This window comes from Streptacidiphilus alkalitolerans, from assembly GCF_042511045.1.
Lineage (GTDB): Bacteria > Actinomycetota > Actinomycetes > Streptomycetales > Streptomycetaceae > Streptacidiphilus > Streptacidiphilus alkalitolerans.
In genome coordinates, this window is sequence record NZ_JBHEZX010000008.1 from 369,020 (window position 1) to 388,068 (window position 19,049).

Annotated in this window: 17 protein-coding genes and 1 rRNA gene; 4 read left to right on the plus strand and 14 right to left on the minus strand. The window is 70.2% G+C overall.

Annotation, left to right across the window (positions count from 1 at the left end; translation table 11 throughout):
- Positions 1-61: 61 nt before the first annotated feature.
- Positions 62-1,249, minus strand: coding sequence for a thiolase family protein (locus ACEZDG_RS20980; RefSeq protein ID WP_380511838.1), 1,188 nt, complete (start codon positions 1,247-1,249; stop codon positions 62-64).
- A 36-nt stretch (positions 1,250-1,285) separates the two neighbouring features.
- On the minus strand, positions 1,286-2,449 hold the full coding sequence (locus tag ACEZDG_RS20985) for an acyl-CoA dehydrogenase family protein (RefSeq protein ID WP_380511839.1): 1,164 nt from the start codon (positions 2,447-2,449) through the stop codon (positions 1,286-1,288).
- Positions 2,450-2,613: 164 nt separating this feature from the next.
- On the opposite strand from ACEZDG_RS20985, the gene ACEZDG_RS20990 reads away from it, so the two are divergent.
- Positions 2,614-3,267 carry a TetR/AcrR family transcriptional regulator gene (locus ACEZDG_RS20990; RefSeq protein ID WP_380511841.1) on the plus strand — a complete coding sequence of 218 codons (654 nt, stop codon included), beginning with the start codon at positions 2,614-2,616 and terminating at the stop codon, positions 3,265-3,267.
- A gap of 7 nt (positions 3,268-3,274) precedes the next feature.
- Here the strand turns inward: ACEZDG_RS20990 and ACEZDG_RS20995 are convergent, their stop codons facing one another.
- The 5 genes from ACEZDG_RS20995 to ACEZDG_RS21015 all read right to left on the minus strand — a co-directional run bounded on the left by ACEZDG_RS20995 (position 3,275) and on the right by ACEZDG_RS21015 (position 8,554).
- A complete protein-coding gene (locus tag ACEZDG_RS20995; RefSeq protein ID WP_380511843.1) occupies positions 3,275-3,865 on the minus strand; it encodes a hypothetical protein in 591 nt (196 codons plus the stop codon).
- A 37-nt stretch (positions 3,866-3,902) separates the two neighbouring features.
- Positions 3,903-4,799: a carbohydrate ABC transporter permease gene (locus tag ACEZDG_RS21000; RefSeq protein WP_380511845.1), complete on the minus strand. Its 897-nt coding sequence runs from the start codon at positions 4,797-4,799 to the stop codon at positions 3,903-3,905.
- Between the two features lie 11 nt (positions 4,800-4,810).
- Complete coding sequence (locus tag ACEZDG_RS21005; protein WP_380511847.1) at positions 4,811-5,815, minus strand: carbohydrate ABC transporter permease; 1,005 nt, start codon at positions 5,813-5,815, stop codon at positions 4,811-4,813.
- Positions 5,812-7,128, minus strand: coding sequence for an ABC transporter substrate-binding protein (locus ACEZDG_RS21010; protein ID WP_380511886.1), 1,317 nt, complete (start codon positions 7,126-7,128; stop codon positions 5,812-5,814). Before ACEZDG_RS21010 ends, ACEZDG_RS21005 begins: the two co-directional genes overlap by 4 nt.
- 322 nt (positions 7,129-7,450) lie before the next feature.
- Entirely contained in the window at positions 7,451-8,554 is a 1,104-nt protein-coding gene (locus ACEZDG_RS21015) for a nitric oxide synthase oxygenase (protein ID WP_380511887.1), read from the minus strand.
- 150 nt (positions 8,555-8,704) lie between these two features.
- Here ACEZDG_RS21015 and ACEZDG_RS21020 point away from each other — a divergent pair, with 150 nt between their 5' ends.
- The gene (locus ACEZDG_RS21020) at positions 8,705-9,520 is read left to right on the plus strand and encodes a DUF6159 family protein (RefSeq protein ID WP_380511849.1); all 816 of its coding nucleotides are present in this window, start codon (positions 8,705-8,707) and stop codon (positions 9,518-9,520) included.
- Positions 9,521-9,540: 20 nt separating this feature from the next.
- Here the strand turns inward: ACEZDG_RS21020 and ACEZDG_RS21025 are convergent, their stop codons facing one another.
- From ACEZDG_RS21025 to ACEZDG_RS21055, 7 genes are all read right to left on the minus strand, one after another.
- Entirely contained in the window at positions 9,541-10,497 is a 957-nt protein-coding gene (locus tag ACEZDG_RS21025) for a YhjD/YihY/BrkB family envelope integrity protein (RefSeq protein ID WP_380511851.1), read from the minus strand.
- 144 nt (positions 10,498-10,641) lie between these two features.
- Positions 10,642-11,613 carry a serine hydrolase gene (locus ACEZDG_RS21030; RefSeq protein WP_380511853.1) on the minus strand — a complete coding sequence of 324 codons (972 nt, stop codon included), beginning with the start codon at positions 11,611-11,613 and terminating at the stop codon, positions 10,642-10,644.
- A 191-nt stretch (positions 11,614-11,804) separates the two neighbouring features.
- The gene (locus ACEZDG_RS21035) at positions 11,805-12,443 is read right to left on the minus strand and encodes a LysE family translocator (protein ID WP_380511855.1); all 639 of its coding nucleotides are present in this window, start codon (positions 12,441-12,443) and stop codon (positions 11,805-11,807) included.
- A 124-nt stretch (positions 12,444-12,567) separates the two neighbouring features.
- The gene (locus ACEZDG_RS21040) at positions 12,568-13,218 is read right to left on the minus strand and encodes a copper chaperone PCu(A)C (protein WP_380511857.1); all 651 of its coding nucleotides are present in this window, start codon (positions 13,216-13,218) and stop codon (positions 12,568-12,570) included.
- Positions 13,219-13,223: 5 nt separating this feature from the next.
- On the minus strand, positions 13,224-13,958 hold the full coding sequence (locus ACEZDG_RS21045) for a hypothetical protein (RefSeq protein WP_380511858.1): 735 nt from the start codon (positions 13,956-13,958) through the stop codon (positions 13,224-13,226).
- A gap of 320 nt (positions 13,959-14,278) precedes the next feature.
- Positions 14,279-15,397 (minus strand): cation diffusion facilitator family transporter, encoded by a 1,119-nt coding sequence (locus ACEZDG_RS21050; protein ID WP_380511889.1) that lies wholly within the window; start codon positions 15,395-15,397, stop codon positions 14,279-14,281.
- A 146-nt stretch (positions 15,398-15,543) separates the two neighbouring features.
- Entirely contained in the window at positions 15,544-16,959 is a 1,416-nt protein-coding gene (locus ACEZDG_RS21055; RefSeq protein WP_380511860.1) for an MFS transporter, read from the minus strand.
- A gap of 154 nt (positions 16,960-17,113) precedes the next feature.
- Between ACEZDG_RS21055 and ACEZDG_RS21060 the strand changes: the two genes are divergently transcribed.
- Positions 17,114-18,469 (plus strand): DUF6986 family protein, encoded by a 1,356-nt coding sequence (locus ACEZDG_RS21060; protein ID WP_380511862.1) that lies wholly within the window; start codon positions 17,114-17,116, stop codon positions 18,467-18,469.
- Positions 18,470-18,933: 464 nt separating this feature from the next.
- A 16S ribosomal RNA gene (locus tag ACEZDG_RS21065) occupies positions 18,934-19,049 on the plus strand; the annotation flags it as partial.

Here is a 19,049-nt window from a genome sequence, read left to right on the forward strand (position 1 = left end):
CAAGTTGCAGCTCCCTCAGGGGCGCGGGGAACTGCGCGAACAACCACCCACAAACCCGCACCTACCCACGGTCAACAAGCACGGCCGTGCCCTGCCCCACCCCCACGCACATCGTCGCCAGCCCCCGTCCTGCCCCCGTCCGGGACATCCGATGCAGCAGCGTGGTGAGGATCCGTGCCCCCGACCCGCCCAGCGGATGCCCCAGCGCGATCGCCCCGCCCTGCGGGTTCACCCGCTCCGGGTCCACGCCCAACTCCCGCACGCACGCCAGTGCCTGCGCCGCGAACGCCTCGTTGAACTCCGCGGTGTCGATGTCGTCGATCCCGCGGCCGGTCCGCGCCAGGACCCGCCGTACCGCCGGCACCGGCCCGATTCCCATCACGTCCGGATTCACCCCGGCGCTCGCGCCCGCCACGTACCGTCCCAGCGGCTCAAGACCCAGCTCGGCCAGGGCGTCCTCGCTGACCAGCAGCAGGCCCGCCGCGCCGTCGTTCATCGGCGAGGCGTTCCCGGCCGTGACCGTCCCGCCCTCGCGGAACACCGGCTTGAGCGCGGCCAGCTTCTCCAGCGTGGTGTCGGGCCGGATCGACTCGTCCTCGGTGACGGTGCTGCCGTCGGCCAGCACCACCGGCACGATCTCGGCGTCGAAGAGCCCGTCCTTGCGGGCCGCCGCGGCCCGCTGGTGGCTGCGCAGGGCGAAGGCGTCCTGCTGCTCCCGGCCGACCCCGTACCGCTCGGCGACCTCCTCGGCGGTCTCGCCCATGGAGAGCACGCCGTGCAGTTCGCGCATCTTCGGGTTGGTCATCCGCCAGCCGAGCTTGGTGTCGAAGATCTCGGCGCCGTGCGGCAGGGCGACCTCGGCCCGCGGCAGCACGAACGGGGCGCGGCTCATCGACTCGGACCCGCCCGCCAGCACGATGTCGGCCTCGCCGGAGCCGATGGCGCGGGCGGCGGTGGTGACCGCCTCGAGCCCGGAGGCGCAGAGCCGGTTGAGGGTGGCGCCGGGCACCGTGTCCGGGATGCCGGCGAGCAGCAGCGCCATCCGCGCGACATTGCGGTTGTCCTCGCCGGACTGGTTGGCGGCGCCCCAGTAGACGTCGTCGATCCTGGCCGGGTCCAGGCTCGGCACGCTGTCCAGTACGGCCCGGACCGCCGCCGCGGCGAGGTCGTCGGGCCTGACCGTGGACAGCGCGCCGCGCAGTCGGCCGATGGGGGTGCGGCGGGCCGCTGCGAAGTACACGGGGCGCATCGTCGGGCTCCTTGTGACGGATCGTTGGCGGGTGGTTCAGAAGGCGTTGATGCCGGTCAGCGCCCGGCCGATGAGCAGCTTCTGGATCTGGCTGGTGCCTTCGTAGAGGGTCAGCACCCGCGCGTCGCGGACGTACTTGCCGACCGGGTACTCGTCGATGAAGCCGTAGCCGCCGAACACCTGCAGCGCGGTGTTGGAGGCCTTCACCGCCGCCTCGGAGGCGAACAGCTTGGCCACCGACGCCTCGGTGGCGAACGGCTGCCCGCGGTCGATCAGGTCGGCGACCCGCCAGACCAGCATCCGGGCGGCGTCCAGCTCGACCTTGATGTCGGCGAGCATCTCCTGCACCAGCTGGTGCGAGGCGATCGGCTTGCCGAACTGCTCGCGCTGGGTGGAGTAGGCGACGGCCGCGTCCAGCGAGGCCTGGATCAGGCCGACGCAGCCCGCGCCGACCGACATCCGGCCCTTGGCCAGCGCGGCCATGGCGACGCCGAAGCCCCTGCCCTCCTCGCCGAGCATGGCGCTGTGCGGGATCCGGACGTCCTCGAAGACCAGCTCGGCGGTGGGCTGGCCGCGCAGGCCGAGCTTGCCGTGGACGGTGGTCCGGGTCAGCCCGGGGGTGTCGGTGGGGACCAGGAAGGCGCTGACGCCGCGGTGCCCGGCCTGCGCCGGGTCGTCGCCGCCGGTGCGGACGAAGACCAGGGCGACCTCGGCCCAGGTGCCGTTGGTGATGAACATCTTGGCGCCGTTGACCACCCACTCGTCGCCGTCCCGAACCGCCCGGGTGGTGAGGTTGCCGGCGTCGGAGCCGGTGCCGGGCTCGGTCAGTGCGAAGCAGCCCAGGGCGTCGCCGGCGGTGAGCCGGGGCAGCCACTGCTGCTTCTGCTGCTCGGTGCCGAAGTGGTTGATGGTCTTGGCGACCAGGCCAAGCGAGACCGAGACCAGCCCGCGCACCGAGGAGTCGCCGCGGCCCAGCTCCTCGGTGACCAGGACGTAAGCGAGGTGGTCGCCGCCGGAGCCGCCGTACTCCTCCGGAATGGTCAGCCCGAGGAAGCCCAGCGCGCCGAGCTTCTTCACAATCCCGCGATCGACCTGCTCCGCCCGGTCCCATGCGGTGGAATGGGGGATGATCTCACGGTTGACGAAGTCGGCCGCCAGTTCGCGGACGGCTGCCTGCTCTTCGCTGAGCTCCAGGTTCACGGTGGTCCTCGGGAGGCGTGAGGCGGGTGGTGCGGTGTCGGTGCAGCCAATAAACTAGCGCTGCAAGTTTTTGGACTCTAACCCGGTTCCAGGTGTGATGTGAAGTGCACTGCGTCACGCTGTGCCGCAGATCTCGAAAACCGGATCTCGAACGGAGGTGTGCCGTGGCCCGACCGCGCAACCCACTGCTGAGCCGCGAGCGCATCGTCGCGGCGGCCCTGGAGCTGGTGGACACCGAGGGCCTGGCCGCGCTGTCGACGCGGCGGCTCGCGGCCGTGCTCGGCGTCAGCGGGCCCTCGCTCTACAACCACTTCGCCACCAAGGACCAGCTGCTGGACGCGGTGGTGGACGAGGTGGTCGGCGAAGTCGACCTGTCGATGTGGGAATCAGTCGACCTGGGAGCCTGGGCCGGGCCGGTCACGGCCTGGGCCCGCTCCTACCGGGCCGCCCTGGTGGCGCACCCCAATCTCGTGCCGGTGCTGGCCCAGGGGCCCGGCCGCAGGGCGAACTCACTGCGGCTGGCGGACGCCGTGTTCGGCGGCCTGGTCGACGCCGGCTGGCCCCGGGGGGACGCCACCCGGATCGGCGCGCTGATGCGCTACTTCGTCTACGGCTCCGCGCTGGGCTCCTTCGCCGGCGGCTTCGTCGACGACCAGGAGATCTACGCCGCCGAGTACCCGCACCTGGGCCAGGCGCACCTGCTGGCGGAACACAGCCGCAGCGTGGACCAGGGCGCGTTCGACACCGGGCTGACCGCCCTGGTCGAGGGGCTGGCGCTGCAGTACCAGCGGGCCCGTTCGGCCAGGGCGGGAGCCTGACGTCACGTCAGTCCGCGGTCAGATCCACGCAGACGGACTCCCGGGCCCAGCGCAGCACCGTCCGCTGCGCCTCGGTGGGCGCGCCGACGGCGGCGGTGACCACGCAGTCGATCTCGTCCGGCGCGGCGAACGCGCTGAGCGAGGTACGGCCGCACTGCGCGGCCGTGGCCAGTACGCAGGTGCGGGCGGCCGACTGGACCAGGGCCCGTCTGGTCTCGCCGTCGGCGAGCGAGTCGGTGGAGGCGCCGTGCGGCCCCTGCAGCCCGGAGCAGTCGAAGAAGGCCAGCTCCAGGCGCATGCTGCGGATCACCATGGCACTGATCGGGCCGTGCAGCATGTCGTCCCTGACGCTGTGGTAGCCGCCGGTGAGGATCACCGTGGGCCGCTCCCTGGACCGGCTGGAGCGGCCCAGCACCGAGGCGGTGAGCAGCGAGTTGGTGACCACGGTCAGCCCCGGCAGCTCCCGCAGGTGCACCGCGAGCTTGTGGATGGTCGGACCGCCGGACAGGCCGATGATCCGCTGCCCCTGCGCGGTACGGGCGGCGGCTGCGGCAATGGCCTCCTGTTCGGACGGGTGCGCGGGCACCGGGGCGGGCACGGGCGGTCGCTGGGATGGGGTGTCCGCTGCTGACACGTCAGCCCTTGCTCGAACCGAGCGACAGGCCGGCGATGAACTGCTTCTGCAGCAGCACATAGACGACCAGGGTGGGCACGGCGGCGATCAGCGCACCCGCCGCGATCAGGTTCTGGTTGCTGACGAACTGGCCCTGCAGATTGGCCAGGGCCGAGGTCACCGGTCGTTTGTCGCCCGAGGACATCAGCGTGATCGCCCAGAAGAAGTCGTTGTAGATCCAGGTCGTCAGCAGGGTGGCCAGGGCCGCCAGCGCGGGGCGGCAGAGCGGCAGGGTGAGCCGCCAGAACCGGGTCCACAGGCCGGCCCCGTCGACCAGCGCCGCCTCGTACATGTCGTCGGGGATGGACTTCATGTAGTTGCTCAGCACAAAGACGCAGAAGCCGAGTTGGAAGGCGACGTTGATGGTGATCAGGCCGAAGGCCGAGTTGTACATCAGCCCGCTGCCGCCGCTGAGCCAGTCCGGCAGCGGGATCAGCAGGAAGATCCGGTACAGCGGGGTGATGATGACCTGCTGCGGCAGCAGGTTGCCGGCCGTGAAGACGATCAGCAGGGCGATGTTGACCTTCACGTCCACCCGGGTCAGTACGAAGGCCACGCCGGAGGCCAGCACCAGCACGATGATCACCGCGGGAACGGTGATCAGCACCGAGTTCCAGAGGAAGTGCAGCATGCCGGACTGGGTCCAGGCGTCGCTGAAGTTCTTCAGGGTCAGGCTGTGCGGGAGCGAGACATAGCCGTACTTGCTGGTCTCCGAGTACGGCCGCAGCGCCACGTAGAGGGCGAAGGCGATCGGCAGCAGCCACAGCACCGAGGCGCTGACCAGGAACAGCTGGGAGGCGATCTGGCCCCAGGGCCGCGGCTTGGGCCGCGGGCTGCGCGGCGCGGTCTCGGTGGTCATCGCGGGAGCGGTCATTTGGCGGCCTCACGGCGGAACGTCTGGAACAGGAAGATGCTGATCGGCACCAGGGAGATCACCAGCAGCACCACGCCGAGCGCGGAGCCGAAGCCGACCCGCTGGGTCTCGCCGACGATGTTGGAGGTCACCAGCACCGACAGCAGTTCCAGCCCGTTGACCCCCTTGTTGGTGATGTAGACCAGGTCGAAGGCGCGCAGCGACTCGATGACGGTGACCACCATGATGACGATGTTGATCGGCTTCATCACCGGGAAGATCACCCGCCAGAAGGTCTGCCAGGCGTTGGCCCCGTCGACCAGGGCGGCCTCGCGCAGGGTGGGGTCGACCGCCTTCAGCCCGGCCAGGTAGAGCACCATCACGTAGCCGGCCTGCCGCCAGGTGGCCTCGACCAGCACCGCCCAGAGGTTGAGGTGCGGATTGCCGAGCCAGTCGATGGCGTTGGTATTGCCGTTGCGCCCGATCACGGTGTTGATCAGGCCCAGGTTCTGCGAGTACATGAACTCCCAGATGATCCCGATCAGCGCGAGCGACAGCATCACCGGCAGGAACAGGATGCTCTGGTACATCCGGCTGCCCTTGATGCCGCGGTCGATCAGCACCGCGAACAGCATTCCCAGCGGGGTGGCGATGAAGATGAAGACGGCCAGCCAGATCAGGTTGTGCCTGACGGCGGGCCAGAACTCCGGGTAGATCGTGGCGGCCTGGTGGTAGTTCTGCACCCCGTACAGGCAGCCGTTGTTGACGATGGAGGGGACGTTGGGCAGGCACGCCTTGCTGTGCAGGCCGCCGACGCCGTTCCACTTGGTGAACGACAGCAGCACTGTCGCCAGCGCCGGGACCCAGACGAAGGCCAGGTCCAGCAGCAGCGGGATGCCGAGCAGCAGGGCGACGACCACCCGGTCCCGGCCGGAGAGCCTGCGCAGGCCCCGGCGACGGCGGCGGGCCGGGGCCGCCTCCGCCGTCGCCGGGGTGCCTGCTTCGGTGGTGGTGGAGCTCATGAAGTGTAGATCGCCTTCGCCTGGTCCTCGGCGCTCTTCTGCAGCGCAGCGATGTTGCTGGTCGAGGGGTTGTCGATGAACTTCTGGATGATGGCGATCATCGCGGTGGCCATCGCCGGGTCGGCGTCGCGGTCCATGAACTGGGCCACCGCCTTGCACTTGCCGATCTCGGTGACCGACTTGGTCTGGATGGCGTTGTAGCTGGGCACGGACAGGCCGGTGGCCAGGCCGACGTCCCACTGGTCGGTCTTCAGGTACGCGGCCTCGGCCGCGCCGGTGCCGATGTACTCCAGGATGGCCTTGGCGGCGTCGACGTTCTTGGCCTTCTTGCTGAGCATGAAGCCGTCGGTCGGGGCGTCCATGTAGTCCTGGCCGTACGTGGGGTTGATCGCCGGGAAGACGAAGAAGTCCAGGTCGGCCAGGTCCGCCTTGTCGCTGACGTACTGGGCGGCGACCTGGTTGGTGCCCTGGAACATCATTCCGGCCTTCTTGGACTCCAGGTCCTTCGCCGCGTCCTGCCAGATCCGGCCGTTGGCGCCGGTCTGCATGTAGGGCATGATCTCGGCCCAGTGCTGGAAGACCTGGGTCACGCCCTGGTCGGTCCACGGGATCTCATGCTTCATCAGCTTGATGTGGTAGTCGTAGCCGTTGATGCGCATGTTGAGGATGTCGAAGGTCCCCAGCGCCGGCCAGCCGTCCTTGTCGGCGAAGGCGATCGGGATGATCCCGTCGGCCTTCATCTTCTTGGCCAGCGCGACGTAGGAGTCCCAGTCGGTGGGGACGGTGTAGCCCTTGGCCGCGAAGACGCTCTTGTTGTAGAAGACCACCCAGGGGTAGTTGTACAGCGGCACCAGGTACTGGTGGCCGTCCAGGCCGGTCGACAACTGCTTGGCCGCGGGGCCGAAGTTGCCGCCGATCTTCTCCCACACGTCGTCGATCGGCAGCGCCAGGCCCTGCGCGGCGAAGTACTGCATCCGGTAGCCGGCGAACCAGGTGAACAGGTCGTCCGGGGTGCCCTGGAGGTAGCTGGTGATGTTGTTCTGGAAGGTGTTGTGGTCGACCGTGTTGATCTTGATCTGGCTCTTGGTCGCCGCGGTGGCACCGGCGGTGAGCGCCGCGAAGGCGGCCTTCACGCCGGGGTCCGAGTAGTTCGATCCGAAGGTCACCGTGCCGCCCCCGGAGGAACCCGAGGAGCCGCCCGTACTCGGCTTGCTGCTGCTTGAACTGCCGCAGGCGGTCAGCAGGCCGCCGGCCGCGACCAGCCCGGCCCCACCGGCGATACCTCTGAGCAGAGTCCGGCGGCTCGGTGACATTCCGGCGTCCGACATGTTGGTTCCTCCGTGCGCGGGTGGGTGTGGAGTTGCCTGGCAGCCCCGGAAGCATCCATCTGTTTCCAACAGAACTCACCAGGATGAAACGTGGTCTCGATCGCACGGGTAGTTCTACGCCGGAAGAAAGGGGGCGTCAACGACCTGATCCGGATGCGTTGCGAGACCGTGATCTGCCCACCGTTCCGGTCTGTGGCCGTCCGTGTCCGTTTCGCCGAATCCTCAACAAGATCGAACGCGTTGCCTCAAGAAGCACCAGGAAGGATGCACAGCGCCCAACCAGCGCCCCACCAGCGCCGCGCCCTGTTCAGGAGCCCGTTGCCCAGGGGTCCTCGGATGGCCGCCGCAGGAACGCCGGGCGCAGCTTCTCGTCCGGCGGATCGTAGGAGCGGTGGAACACCGCGGTCGCCGACCCCGACAGCGGCGGCACGATCCAGCTCCAGTCCGCGGGGACCGGACGGCCGCTGCGCCGCTCGCGCTCGATGTGCGACAGGAAGCGGGTCGACTCGGTGTGGTGGTCGGCCATGGTCACCCCCGCCTCCTGGAAGGAGTGCAGCACCGCGCGGTTCAGCTCCACCAGCGCCCGGTCCCGCCACAGGCTGCGGTCGCTGGCGGTGTCCAGCTCGAACAGCGCCGCGACCGAGGGCAGCAGGTCGTAGCGGTCGGCGTCGCCGAGGTTGCGCGACCCTATCTCCGTCCCCATGTACCAGCCGTTGAAGGGCGCGGCCGGATAGCTGACACCGCCGATCTCCAGGGTCATGTCGGAGACGGCGGGCACCGCGTACCAGCGCAGGCCGAGGCCGGCGAAGCCCGCGTGCTCCGGGTGCCGCAGCGGCACCTCGAGCACGGTGTCCTCGGGCAGTTCGTACCAGCTCGGGGCGCGTTCCGGCGCGGACTGCACCAGCAGCGGCAGCACGTCGAACTCCTCCTTGCCGCCCTTCCAGCCCAGCTCCCGGGCCAGCGCCAGCCGCCGCCGGCTCAGCGGGTCGTCCGCGTAGCGCACCAGCTGCTCGCCCAGCAGTCGCGCGGCCGGCCGGCCCGGCCGGTCCGGGGCGAACACGCTGACCACCGGACGGATCCGGCCGCCGTTGGTGGCCTGCCGCAGATGCTCGAAGCACTGCTCGGCGATCTCGTCCGGATGCCGAAGCTGCCGCAGGTCCCGCACCACCAGGCTGCGCCAGTACAGCCGGCCGATGCAGCGCGCGGCGTTCCGCCAGGCGACCCTGGCCCCGAAGGTCAGCTCCTCCGGCGTGTGCTCGTAGGTCCCGGACGACTCCACGGCCCGGCGCACCTGCCGCCAGCGCTGCTCCGGATTCCCGGCCGACTCCGGGTTCTCCGCGGCGAACTGGCGGATGAACGATTCTGCCGCCGACAGCTTGTCGACCAGCGCGGGCGGCCGGCGGCGGGCGATAGCGGTCCGTTGAAATAGCAAGTAGGTTCCCTCCCGCCCCATGAGTACCCCAGGTGACCGATCGGGCGCGGAGGGTATCCGGAACTTCGCCCGCCGCCCGCCGCCACCGGCTACCCTGCGCGGGTTCGGCAACGGGTTCGGGTGGGGGAGATGGCGCGGCGCAAGGGCGCGATACGGGTGGCCTGGAAGGTGTACCGGCTGCGGCCGTCACTGGCGGTGGTCCCGGCGGTCGGACTGCTGTGCCTGCTGGCCGCGGTCGGCGTCCTGCTGCTCGCGGCGCAGGGGATCTGCCGCACCGTGGCGGACGGGCACGGCCTGTCGGTCCGTCAGCTCTGGCCGGCCGCGGCCTTCTACCCGCTGTTCACCACGGTTTCCGTCTGCTTCCGCGCCGCGCTGCTCAAGGCCGTCGACGGCGTCCTGCGCCGCGAGCCGCTCCCGCTCCGGGCCGTGTTCGCGGCGACCGCGCGGCGGCTGCCGGTGTACGCGCTGTGGGGCCTGGTGGCACCGGCCGTCGACCTGCTGGAGGGCCTGCTCGGCGCCCAGGGGGTGGGACTGGTGCTGGAGGCCCTGCTCGACTTCAGCTGGTGGACCATCAGCTACTTCATGCTGCCGGTCCTGGTCGTCGAGGGCCTCGGCCCGGTCGCCGCCGGCCGCCGCTCGATCCGGCTGAGCCTGCCCGCGCTGGGGGAGCGGGTGGCGGGGGCCTTCCTGCTCCAGCTGCTCACCCTGGTCCTGGTGGTGCTGCCCGGGATCGTCGCCCTCATCTACGGCGCGGAGTCCGGCAGCACCGCGGTGCTGCTGCTCTCCCTCGGCCTGGCGGTCGGCTGGGGCGTCCTGGTGACGGTCCTGCTGACGACCGTGAACGGGGCCTTCCGCATGGTGCTTTACCACCGTGCGCTCCGTGCCCTGCCGGCCGGCCCGAAGGCCGAGCCGCAGCAGGCCGGGGCCGCACCGCTCCCCGTCTGAGGCCGGGTCCGGCGGCGGGGTCAGCCGGACTCGGTCCCGGGCTCGGCCTCGGGTCCGGCCGTGGCTGCGGGCTCGGCCTCGGGTCCGGGCTCGGGCTGGTGCAGGACCGGGCCGGCCCAGTGCGACAGCGGCGGTTCGGTGGCCAGCACCTGGCCCAGCGCGATCCCGCCGACGATCCCCACGCAGAGCACGATCAGCCAGGACAGCATGGTGAAGACCGGGCCGAGGCTGCCGAACTTCTGCTGGCTGTTGTTGATCGCGAGCGGCATGTAGATCAGCGCGGTCATGCTCAGCGCGGTCATCGCCACGGCGGTGAGCACCGCGCCGGGGAGCAGTGGCCGCCAGCGCGAGCGCGGGCCGAGCAGCAGGTGCTGGGTCCACCACCAGACCAGCGCGCTGGCCAGGAAGGACAGCGGGATCCCGAGCCACAGGCCGGCCCCGAACCCGGTGCGCAGCGGCTGCTGGGCGATCAGGATCACCAGCCAGGAGCAGATCCAGGCGAACCAGCGCCAGACCGCGATCCGCGCCCCCGCCTTGGGCAGCCCCCAGGACTTCTCGCAGAGCCGCTGCACCACCCGGGAGCAGGCGGTCGCCGACATCAGCGCCATCAGCGCCCCGATCACCCCGGTCGTATTGACGAACGCGTCGTCGGTGTTCCGGTAGAGGTCGGTGAGCTGGTCCAGCGGCTGGCCGGTCAGCCCGAAGACGGTGCGCACCGACTCCACCAGCTGGTCCCGCACGAACTGCGGAGCGAACGCGGCGATGGCGAAGAGCAGCGGCACCGAGGTCAGGAACAGCTGGGCGGCGAGCCTGGTCGCCACGTCCAGGATGTTGATCACCAGCAGCTGGGCGGTGAGCCGGGTGATCACCGGGAGCCGCTGCTCGGCGGTGACGCGCAGGCGCTGCGCGGTGGCGGGGAGCTCCTTGAGCGCCTGGCGGGCCGGTCGGTGCTTGCGGGGCGGGGGCAGCGGCGTCACCCGCCAAGCCTGCGGCAGTCGGCGGCCCGAACGGGGGATGCGCGACGGGGTGTCGCGACCGCGCCGGGCGCGTCGCACAGCAGCACGCCCCATCCGGACTGCCCGGACGGGGCGCTGCCGCGACCTGCTACTTCACGGTGCGGACTACTTCACGGTGCGGAACGGGGCCGAGCCGTCGGAGATCCCCGACACGGATGTGCCGAGCGCCTGCGGCGTGGCCAGTGGTGCCACGACCCCGGACCGCTTCGCGGTCACCGCGGCGCCGCCCAGGTCCCGGTTCAGGGCGAGGGTGATCCGCTGGATGGTGTCGACGCCGTACTGCATGGTCCTGTTGTTGTCGGTCAGGACCGCCATCACATAGCTCCGGCCGCCGCCGGTGATGGCGCCGATGCTGTGCACCCGCCAACCCCGGGTCGCCCGCGGCAGCCAGCCGTTCTTGTTGGACACCAGCGAGCCCTTCGGCGCCCCGTACGGCACGCCCCACCGCTGCGACGGCGTGACCTGCGACATCAGCTTCAGCGCGTCGGCCCGCCAGGTGGCGTTGAGCACGGTGTGGTTGCTGGTGAACGTGCTGAGCAGCTTCACCTCGTCGTGCGCGTCGATCTGGGTGAGCCCCCAGTAGCCGCCCGAGCCCGGCACCGTGCCGGTCATCCCGGCCAGCTTGAGGTACGCCTTGAAGCGGGTGCGCCCGAGACTGTTCCAGAGCCTGGTCGCCGCGTTGTTGTCGGAGTGGGTGATCATCAGCCGAAGGTTGGACGACTCCCAGCTGGTGAGACCGCGGTGCTTCTCCTGGGCCCGCCGCAGCACGGCGGCCATGATGGTCGCCTTCACCGCACTCGCCGAGTCGAAGTGGCGGTATATGTTGCTGGAGCAGTAGACCGAGTTCTTCTGGTCCCAGACGTAGACGCCCACCGTGGACGACCGTCCGGACAGGGCCTTCTTGAGGTCGCGGGCCGTCTTGGCGGCGAGTGCCGGATGCGACTTCGACGCGCAGAGCGGTGCCGCCGCCGCGTGCGCGGGGACGGCCGTCCCCAGCGGCAGCAGTGCCGCCAGGGCAACACTGCCGAGCAGGCCGGAGACCAGCCGTCGAGAGCGGGGCCTGCGAGGTGGAGCCATCTGTGGTCCTCTCTGATGGGAACTGACGTTCAGTCTGGAGCCGGTGCGGCTCCCGACAGCGCAGACTTCCCGAAGGACCCGGATGGTTGCGTGATTGTGAAGAACGGTGCCCGAACAATCCGCCCCGGGCAAGCACGGTTTGACGGAAGGTCAGGCTTGGGCGGTCAGGCCCGGGGGCCAGTCCTGGGCGGTCAGTCCCGACGTCCCGTCACTGCGACCGTCACACCGAGGCCGATCATCGCCAGGCCGCCGGCCCCGCCGACCATGGAGAGCCGCTTCGGCGACCGTGCGAACCAGGACCTCGCCTGCGAGGCGGCCAGGCCCCAGACACTGTCCGAGACCAGCGCGATGACCGTGAACACCACGCCGAGCAGCATCAGCTGCCCCGTCACGTCCCCGGCCGCGCGGTCGACGAACTGCGGCAGCACCGCCGCGAAGAAGACCATCGTCTTGGGGTTGGCGACACCGACCACGAACCCCTCCCACATCGTCCGCGGGACGCCGCGCACCGGCGCCTCCCCGGCGAACGACTCCTGCAGCGCGCCCCGGTGCCGCAGTGCCTTCACTCCGAGCAGCACCAGATAGGCGGCGCCGGCCAGCTTCAGCGCGGTGAACACCAGCACCGACCGCTGCACCACCGGGCCGATCCCGAACGACACCGCGAGAACCAGCGCATACGCGCCGACGGTATTGCCGAACACCGACAGCAGCGCGGTCCGGCGACCGTGCGCCAGCGCCCGGCCGACCACGAACAGCACGCTCGGACCGGGGATGACGATCAGCAGCAGCGACATCCCCGCGAACGCGGCCAGACGATCGGCGGACACCATGAAAACCCCCGGGGCGGGCAGCGGAAAGCGGACAACTGGCCGCAGCGTAACCGCGGAGCGGGCCTCGTCGCCCCTGAATTTCCGGGTGGCTCCGTCGCCACGGCACGCCCCTGCGGACCTTGGGCTACTCCGGTGGCAGCTGGTCCATGTGCTTCATGGCGTTCACCACGTCCAGGACGGTCAGGCTGCCCACCGGGCCGACCGGCGCGAACACGTACACCGTCCCCGAGGTCGCGAAGTTCAGGTCGAGCTGGATGGTGTCGCCGAGCTTGGGGACCCGCTTCAGGTCCGACAGCGCCAGTCGCTGCGCATCGGCCTTCAGCGTCACCGAACCGTGCGCGGGCACGGTGATCCACGGCACCGCCGCGGCGGAGGCGCCGTTCACCACGGTGATCTTCCCGGCCCACGGGCTGGACGCGCCGACCAGCTTGTCGGCCGTCCCGCCGTTGTTGCGCACCGTCACATAGGCGTAGACCGGACCGCCGCTGCTCGACGGCGGGTCCAGATGGGCGTCCGTCATCCCGATCAGCGGCGGCGAGGGCGTCGCCGCCGTGGCCTGCTGCGGGGTGCTACGGCCCCACAGCAGCATCACCACGGCCAGCGCGACCAGGACCGGCGCCTGCACCTGCAGCGCCCGCCGCAGCCGCGGCAGCCCGCCGCGGCGCTGCGCCCGCGCCTCCAGGAGGTCGGCCTCCTGCTCCAGCGCGGCCAGCTCCCGCTCCTCCGCGGTCTGCGGCTGCGCGGTCTGCGGCGCTGCGTCCGGTTCCGGGTTCATGCGGCCTAGTACCCCGACGGCCAGGTGAAGTCCTTGTAGGCGGTGTCCGTGCCCACGTCGAGCTGGATCTTCTTGAACTCGGTCAGCTCGATCGACCGGGGGTCACCGGTGAACTTCTTGCCGTCCACGTAGACGATGACCGTGCCCTTGTTGGGGCCGACCTGGGTGCTGCTCAGCGGCTGCTTCCACACGTCGAAGAAGTTGCCCAGCGTGTACTGCAGCTTGCTGGGCGACTCGACGTGGATGACGCCGGTCTCGTCGTGGGTGTGCAGGTAGTAGAACTTGGAGCCGCCGCTCACGAACGGGCTGCCGCCGGAAGTGTCCAGGCTGTACGGCGGGACGATGCCGACGCCGTAGGGGATGTTCTTCTGCTTGCCGTCGACGAAGATCTGCAGGTGGGCGTGGATGTGGTAGACCGTCTTCTCCATCGAGTCGCTCTTGACCACACCGTCCACCGGCCCGCCGGTCGACTGCTTGGCAGTGGTGGCGAGGAGGGTGGCGCTCTTGTCGATCGACGGGTCCGACGCCTGCTTGGAGACCTTGGCCTCGGCGTTGGAGTGGTTCATGCTGCTGATCCCGAAGGCGGCGGCCGTGCCCGCTCCACCGATGACGACCACACCCGCCACAACCCAGGCGATCATGACCTTGCGCTGTCGTCGCGCCTCGGCCTGCCGCTGCTCGGCGATGCGCTGCTGGGCTATGCGGCGCCGGTCGGCGTTCGACGGCTTGTTCTGTGTCATCGGTCCTCAGTTGCTTCCGGCCGGGCCTGGTCCGACCACTGGAACGGGTGTACGTCCCCGCGGCGGTCACGTTAGTAGCTGCACTGCTTAGCGTCTCGTAAGTGTGCAGGGAGAAGCAGGGTCGATGATCTTATTTTGTGATGATATGACCGATATAAAGAGGTAACAGGTTGATAACGCCCCAAGTCTGAGGGCTTCCTGTGTGTTCCAACCGCCGTCCGCGGGACGCGGGAAGGGGCGGGAGGGGCGGGGAGGGATGCGCGGGAAGGGGGGCGGGATGCGCGGGAAGGGGGGCGGGAAGACTCTTGAGTCGTGGTCCCTCAGCAGTCCTGGGACGCCGCGCCGCGGTGCGAGCTGCCGTGCGGATCGGTGCAGTGCTGATCGTCGCTTCGGCCGCCGTCACCGCTCCCCAGCTGGTACAACTCGGGCGTGGCATGGTCCACCTGCAAGGTGGTGTGCTCGATCCCCTGCCGTGAGCGCAGCGAGTCCTCCAGCCGGCCGCGCACCGCGTGGCAGTCCATCCCCTCGCGCACCAGGATGTGCGCCGAGAGGGCCGGATAGCCCGAGGTGATGGTCCACACATGCAGGTCGTGCACCTCGACCACGCCGCGCTCCGCCGCCAGCTCGGCGCCGATGGCATCGGGGTCCAGACCGGCCGGAGCCGCCTCCAGGAAGATCCGCCCCGACTCGCGGACCAGCCCGTAACCGGCATGGAACATCAGCGCGGCCACCACCAGCGTCGCGATCGCGTCCGCCCGGTTGAACCCGGTCAGCAGCACGACCAGGCCGGAGACGGCGGTGGCGATGAAGGCCCAGGCGTCATTGAGGATGTGCTGGTAGGCGCCCTCGACGTTGAGGCTGCTGCGGTTCGCCCGGGAGATCAGCCAGGCCGCGCAGACATTGGCCACGATCCCGACCAGCGCCGTCGCCAGGACGATGCCGCCCTCGACGTCGGGCGGGGAGACCAGCCGCCGGATCGCCTCGTAGGTGAAGATGCCGCCCAGTCCGAGCAGAGTGATCCCGTTCGCCTGGGCGGAGAGGATCTCGGCCCGCTTCAGCCCGAAGGTCAGCGCCCCCTTCGCCGGACGGGCCGCCAGCCGCATCGCCAGCAGGGCCAGGGCCAGCGAGGCCGCGTCGGTCAGCATGTGACCGGCGTCGGAGATCAGGGCCAGCGAGCGGGCGGCGATGCCGACGCTCACCTCGCCGACCATGAACACCGCGATCAGCGCGAGCGCGGCCCGCAGATAGCGCCGGTCGGCGTCGGCGGAGACGCCGTGGCTGTGGCCGGCATGCCCGTGATTGCCGTGACTGGCGTGGTCGGTGTGGTCATCGTGGGTGGAGTGGCTGGTGTGGTCGTCGGGGCTGCTGTGCTCGCTGTCGGCATGCGTCGGACCGCCGTGTTCCGGTCCTGCGTGCGCATGCTCGCGGGTCGAGCCCACCAGATCCTCCTCGTTCGGGACATCGTTCAGCACATCGTCGGTCGCCACCCTACCGGGAATACATGAAGAATCCTTCATGTATCGCGAACCGCGCGGCAAAACCACCCGCCCGCGCCGACCGGCTCGTGCGGGTCCCGCTCGGAGGACTACCCCGTCACCGGGTCCGGCAGTTCCCCGCCGGCCGCGGTGTCTGGCAGCGGCCCGCCCGGGGCCCCGTCCGGTGCTCGGTCCGGTGCTCCGTCCGCGCGCCGGACCCGCAGGGTGCGGACGTCCCGTACCGCAAGCATGGCGAGTGTGCCGAGCAGGATCACGACCGCCGCGCCCAGCAGCGTGTCGCGGACCCCGAATGCCGAGGCCAACGGCCCGATCGCGACCTGGGCGACGGGGATGGCGACGAAGGAGCCGACCATGTCGTAGGAGTAGACCCGGGCCAGCCGGTCCCCAGGCACCTCCTGCTGCAGCGAGGTCTCCCAGGCCACGCCGAACTGCTCCAGGCACATCCCGCAGAGGAAGCCGGCCGCGGCCAGTACGTACACCTGGATGTGCAGCGCCAGTCCCAGCGGCAGCGCCACCCCGGCGCCGACGCAGGCCACTCCGACCAGCAGCAGCCGCTGCGGACGCCAGCGCAGGGCCACCAGCCCGCCGAGCACCGCCCCTGCGGTCTCCGCGGCCAGGACGCCGCCCCACCACGAGCGCCCGAAGGTCGCGTCGGCGACGGCCGGGCCGAGCACCGAGGCGCAGCCGGCCAGCGCGGCGTTGATGAAGCCGAAAGCGACCACGACCACCCACACCCAGGTGCGGGAGGCGAACTCCTGCCAGCCCTCGCGCAGTTCGCTGATCAGCCCGGCGCGCTTGCCGGCAGCGGCCTGGGGGGTGGGCGAGGGTGTGGCTGTGTCCTCGGTGTCGGTGCTGGCGTCGGCGTCCTGGACGTCAGCGTCGGTCGAGGCGGGTGCTGGGGCGGGTGCGATGGGAACCCGGACGCGGAGGAACAGCAGCGCGGACAGCAGGAAGCTGGCCGAGTCCGCGGCGAGTCCCCAGCCGGAGCCGACCGTGGCCACCAGCACGCCGCCGAGCGACGCCCCGAGGATCTGCGTGGTGTTGCCGATCATGCGGTTGAGCGCGTTCGCGGACTGCCGCAGCTCCTCCGGCACGGTCTGCGGCATCAGCGCCGAGGACGCGGGGAGCGCGAAGGCTGCGAACGTCCCGTTCGCGGCGGACAGCACCATCAGCGCCGGGATGCTCGCGGAATGGCTGAGCACCAGCGTCGCGACTACCGCCTGGCTGCAGCCGCTCAGCACCCCCGAGCCGACCATCACCAGGTGTCGCGGCAGCCGGTCGGCGATCACCCCGCCGAAGAGCAGGAAGATCACGTTGAACAGCGTCCGCGCGCCGACGACAAGGCCGAGGTCGTTCAAGGACCCGGTCAGGTCCAGCACGGCGAAGGCCAGTGCGATCGGGGCCACCCCGTTGCCGAGCGTGCTCACCCCGCGCCCGGCGGCCAGGAAGCGGAAGGCCGGATGGCGCAGGGGAGCGAGGGCGGAGCGATGGTCGGCAGGAGGCATCCGGGCACTCTCGCGCGAGCCCGCGACAGGAGTCAACGAGGTTTCGGGCCTGGCACCTGCTGTGGGTAGCCCAGGTCCGGGTGGCCATTGACGCTTCCGGTCACCGCGGATACGGTCACGTCAACAATCTGTTGAAAACTTGGAGGGCTACGCGATGGCGCGTCACGGCGACTCGGACTCGGACACGCACTCGGGCTCCGACACGTACTCGGGCTCGGGCTCGGTGGACAGTGCGGGCTACGGCACCACCCTGTCCAGCACGGTACGGGCCGGAGTCGACGACGCCCTCGCCGCTGTCGACGCGGAGCTCGCCGCGCGCTACCCCGGAGAGCCCAGCACCCGCCAGCCCGTCCACACCGTCTACGTGCCCGCCGACGCCCTCGCCTCGGTCTCGGTGGGCGAACTGGTCCGCGACTGGGGCGCCCGGGCCACCGCGCTGCTCGACCAGCACGCCCCGGACGCCGCCACGCTCGCGGACATCGTCGGCCGCCCCGCGGACCAGCTCGCGGAGGAGGTGTACGACCGGGTGCGCGCCAAGCTGCTCCGGGAACCCGTCGAGGACCTCCGGATCGACTTCGAGGACGGCTACGGCCCCCGTCCCGACGCTGAGGAGGACGCCGCCGCCGTACGCGCCGCGCGGCTGGTGGCGGAGGCGGTGGCCGACGGCACGGCGCCCCCGTACATCGGCATCCGGATGAAGTGCATGGAGGCCGCCGTCCGCGATCGCGGCATCCGCACCCTGGACCTCTTCCTCACCGAACTCCTGTCGGCAGGTCAGGGACGGCTCCCGGACGGGCTGGTGCTGACCCTGCCCAAGGTCACCTACACCGCGCAGGTCGGCGCGATGGTGCGGCTGGTCGAGGACTTCGAACGCGCGGCGGGCCTGCCCGAGGGCCGGATCGGCTTCGAGATCCAGATCGAGACCACCCAGTCCATCCTCGGCGCCGACGGGCGCGCCACAGTGGCCCGCATGATCGACGCCGCCGAGGGCCGAGCGACCGCACTCCACTACGGCACCTTCGACTACAGCGCCTCCTGCGGCGTGGGCGCGGCCTACCAGAGCATGGAGCACCCGGCCGCGGACCACGCGAAGGCCGTCATGCAGGTCGCCGCCGCGGGAACCGGCGTCCGACTCTCCGACGGCTCGACCAACGTCATCCCCACCGGGGACGCGGCGCAGGTCCGCGGTGCGTGGCAGCTGCACCACCGCCTGGTCCGCCGCTCCCTCGAACGCGCCTACTACCAGGGCTGGGACATGCACCCGGGCCACTTGCCCACCCGCTACGCCGCCGTCTACTCCTTCTACCGCGAGGGCCTGGCCCAGGCCGCCGCGCGGCTCACGGCCTACGTCTCCCGCTCCGCCGGCGACGTCATGGACGAGCCCGCCACCGCCAAGGCCCTCAGCAGCTACCTCCTCCGCGGCCTCGACTGCGGCGCCGTCGACCCCGAGGAGATCGAGAAGGCCACCAGCCTCGACCGCCGCCAGCTCGACGCCCTGGCCGGCCGCTGAGGGTGGGGGAGGGCTGAGGAGACAGCGGGCGCGGGTTGCGGCGGGACGATTTGCACGGAGCAGATCCACTGCCGTAGTGTCCTTCGAGTTGCCCTGCAGACCTGCGGAGGCGGCAAACCCCCTGATGAGACAACATGGCTCTGTTTTGCTTTGCCGCTTTTCAGGGAATTAGCGGAATTGGCTTGTGCAGCAAGAATCCGCTAAGGTTTGGAACAGAACGAAGCGCCCGGAGGGTCGGTGTGAAAGCCGCCTGAAGGAAGTGTCCGTTCCTTGAGAACTCAACAGCGTGCCAAAAGTCAACGCCAAATGTTGATACCCCGTCCGCCCGCATCATGTGGGTGGTCGTGGTTCCTTTGGGAAAAAATAGAGTAGTAAACACTAGCGAGGACGCAGTGCACGGGGCTGGCTATTCCGCCGGTCGTCGTGCCGCTCTGCGCGGGTGTATTCCGGATATCCGGATGACATTCACGGAGAGTTTGATCCTGGCTCAGGACGAACGCTGGCGGCGTGCTTAACACATGCAAGTCGAACGGTGAAGCCCTTCGGGGTGGATCAGTGGCGAACGGGTGAGTAACACGTG

What these genes read in the sequence shown, in the direction of transcription:
- ACEZDG_RS20980 (WP_380511838.1), bottom strand. Translation starts at nt 1,249, where the DNA reads ATGCGCCCCGTGTACTTCGCAGCGGCCCGCCGCACCCCCATCGGCCGA.
- ACEZDG_RS21000 (WP_380511845.1), bottom strand. Translation starts at nt 4,799, where the DNA reads ATGACCACCGAGACCGCGCCGCGCAGCCCGCGGCCCAAGCCGCGGCCC.
- ACEZDG_RS21005 (WP_380511847.1), bottom strand. Translation starts at nt 5,815, where the DNA reads ATGAGCTCCACCACCACCGAAGCAGGCACCCCGGCGACGGCGGAGGCG.
- ACEZDG_RS21010 (WP_380511886.1), bottom strand. Translation starts at nt 7,128, where the DNA reads ATGTCACCGAGCCGCCGGACTCTGCTCAGAGGTATCGCCGGTGGGGCC.
- ACEZDG_RS21020 (WP_380511849.1), top strand. Translation starts at nt 8,705, where the DNA reads ATGGCGCGGCGCAAGGGCGCGATACGGGTGGCCTGGAAGGTGTACCGG.
- ACEZDG_RS21030 (WP_380511853.1), bottom strand. Translation starts at nt 11,613, where the DNA reads ATGGCTCCACCTCGCAGGCCCCGCTCTCGACGGCTGGTCTCCGGCCTG.
- ACEZDG_RS21035 (WP_380511855.1), bottom strand. Translation starts at nt 12,443, where the DNA reads ATGGTGTCCGCCGATCGTCTGGCCGCGTTCGCGGGGATGTCGCTGCTG.
- ACEZDG_RS21040 (WP_380511857.1), bottom strand. Translation starts at nt 13,218, where the DNA reads ATGAACCCGGAACCGGACGCAGCGCCGCAGACCGCGCAGCCGCAGACC.
- ACEZDG_RS21045 (WP_380511858.1), bottom strand. Translation starts at nt 13,958, where the DNA reads ATGACACAGAACAAGCCGTCGAACGCCGACCGGCGCCGCATAGCCCAG.
- ACEZDG_RS21055 (WP_380511860.1), bottom strand. Translation starts at nt 16,959, where the DNA reads ATGCCTCCTGCCGACCATCGCTCCGCCCTCGCTCCCCTGCGCCATCCG.
- ACEZDG_RS21060 (WP_380511862.1), top strand. Translation starts at nt 17,114, where the DNA reads ATGGCGCGTCACGGCGACTCGGACTCGGACACGCACTCGGGCTCCGAC.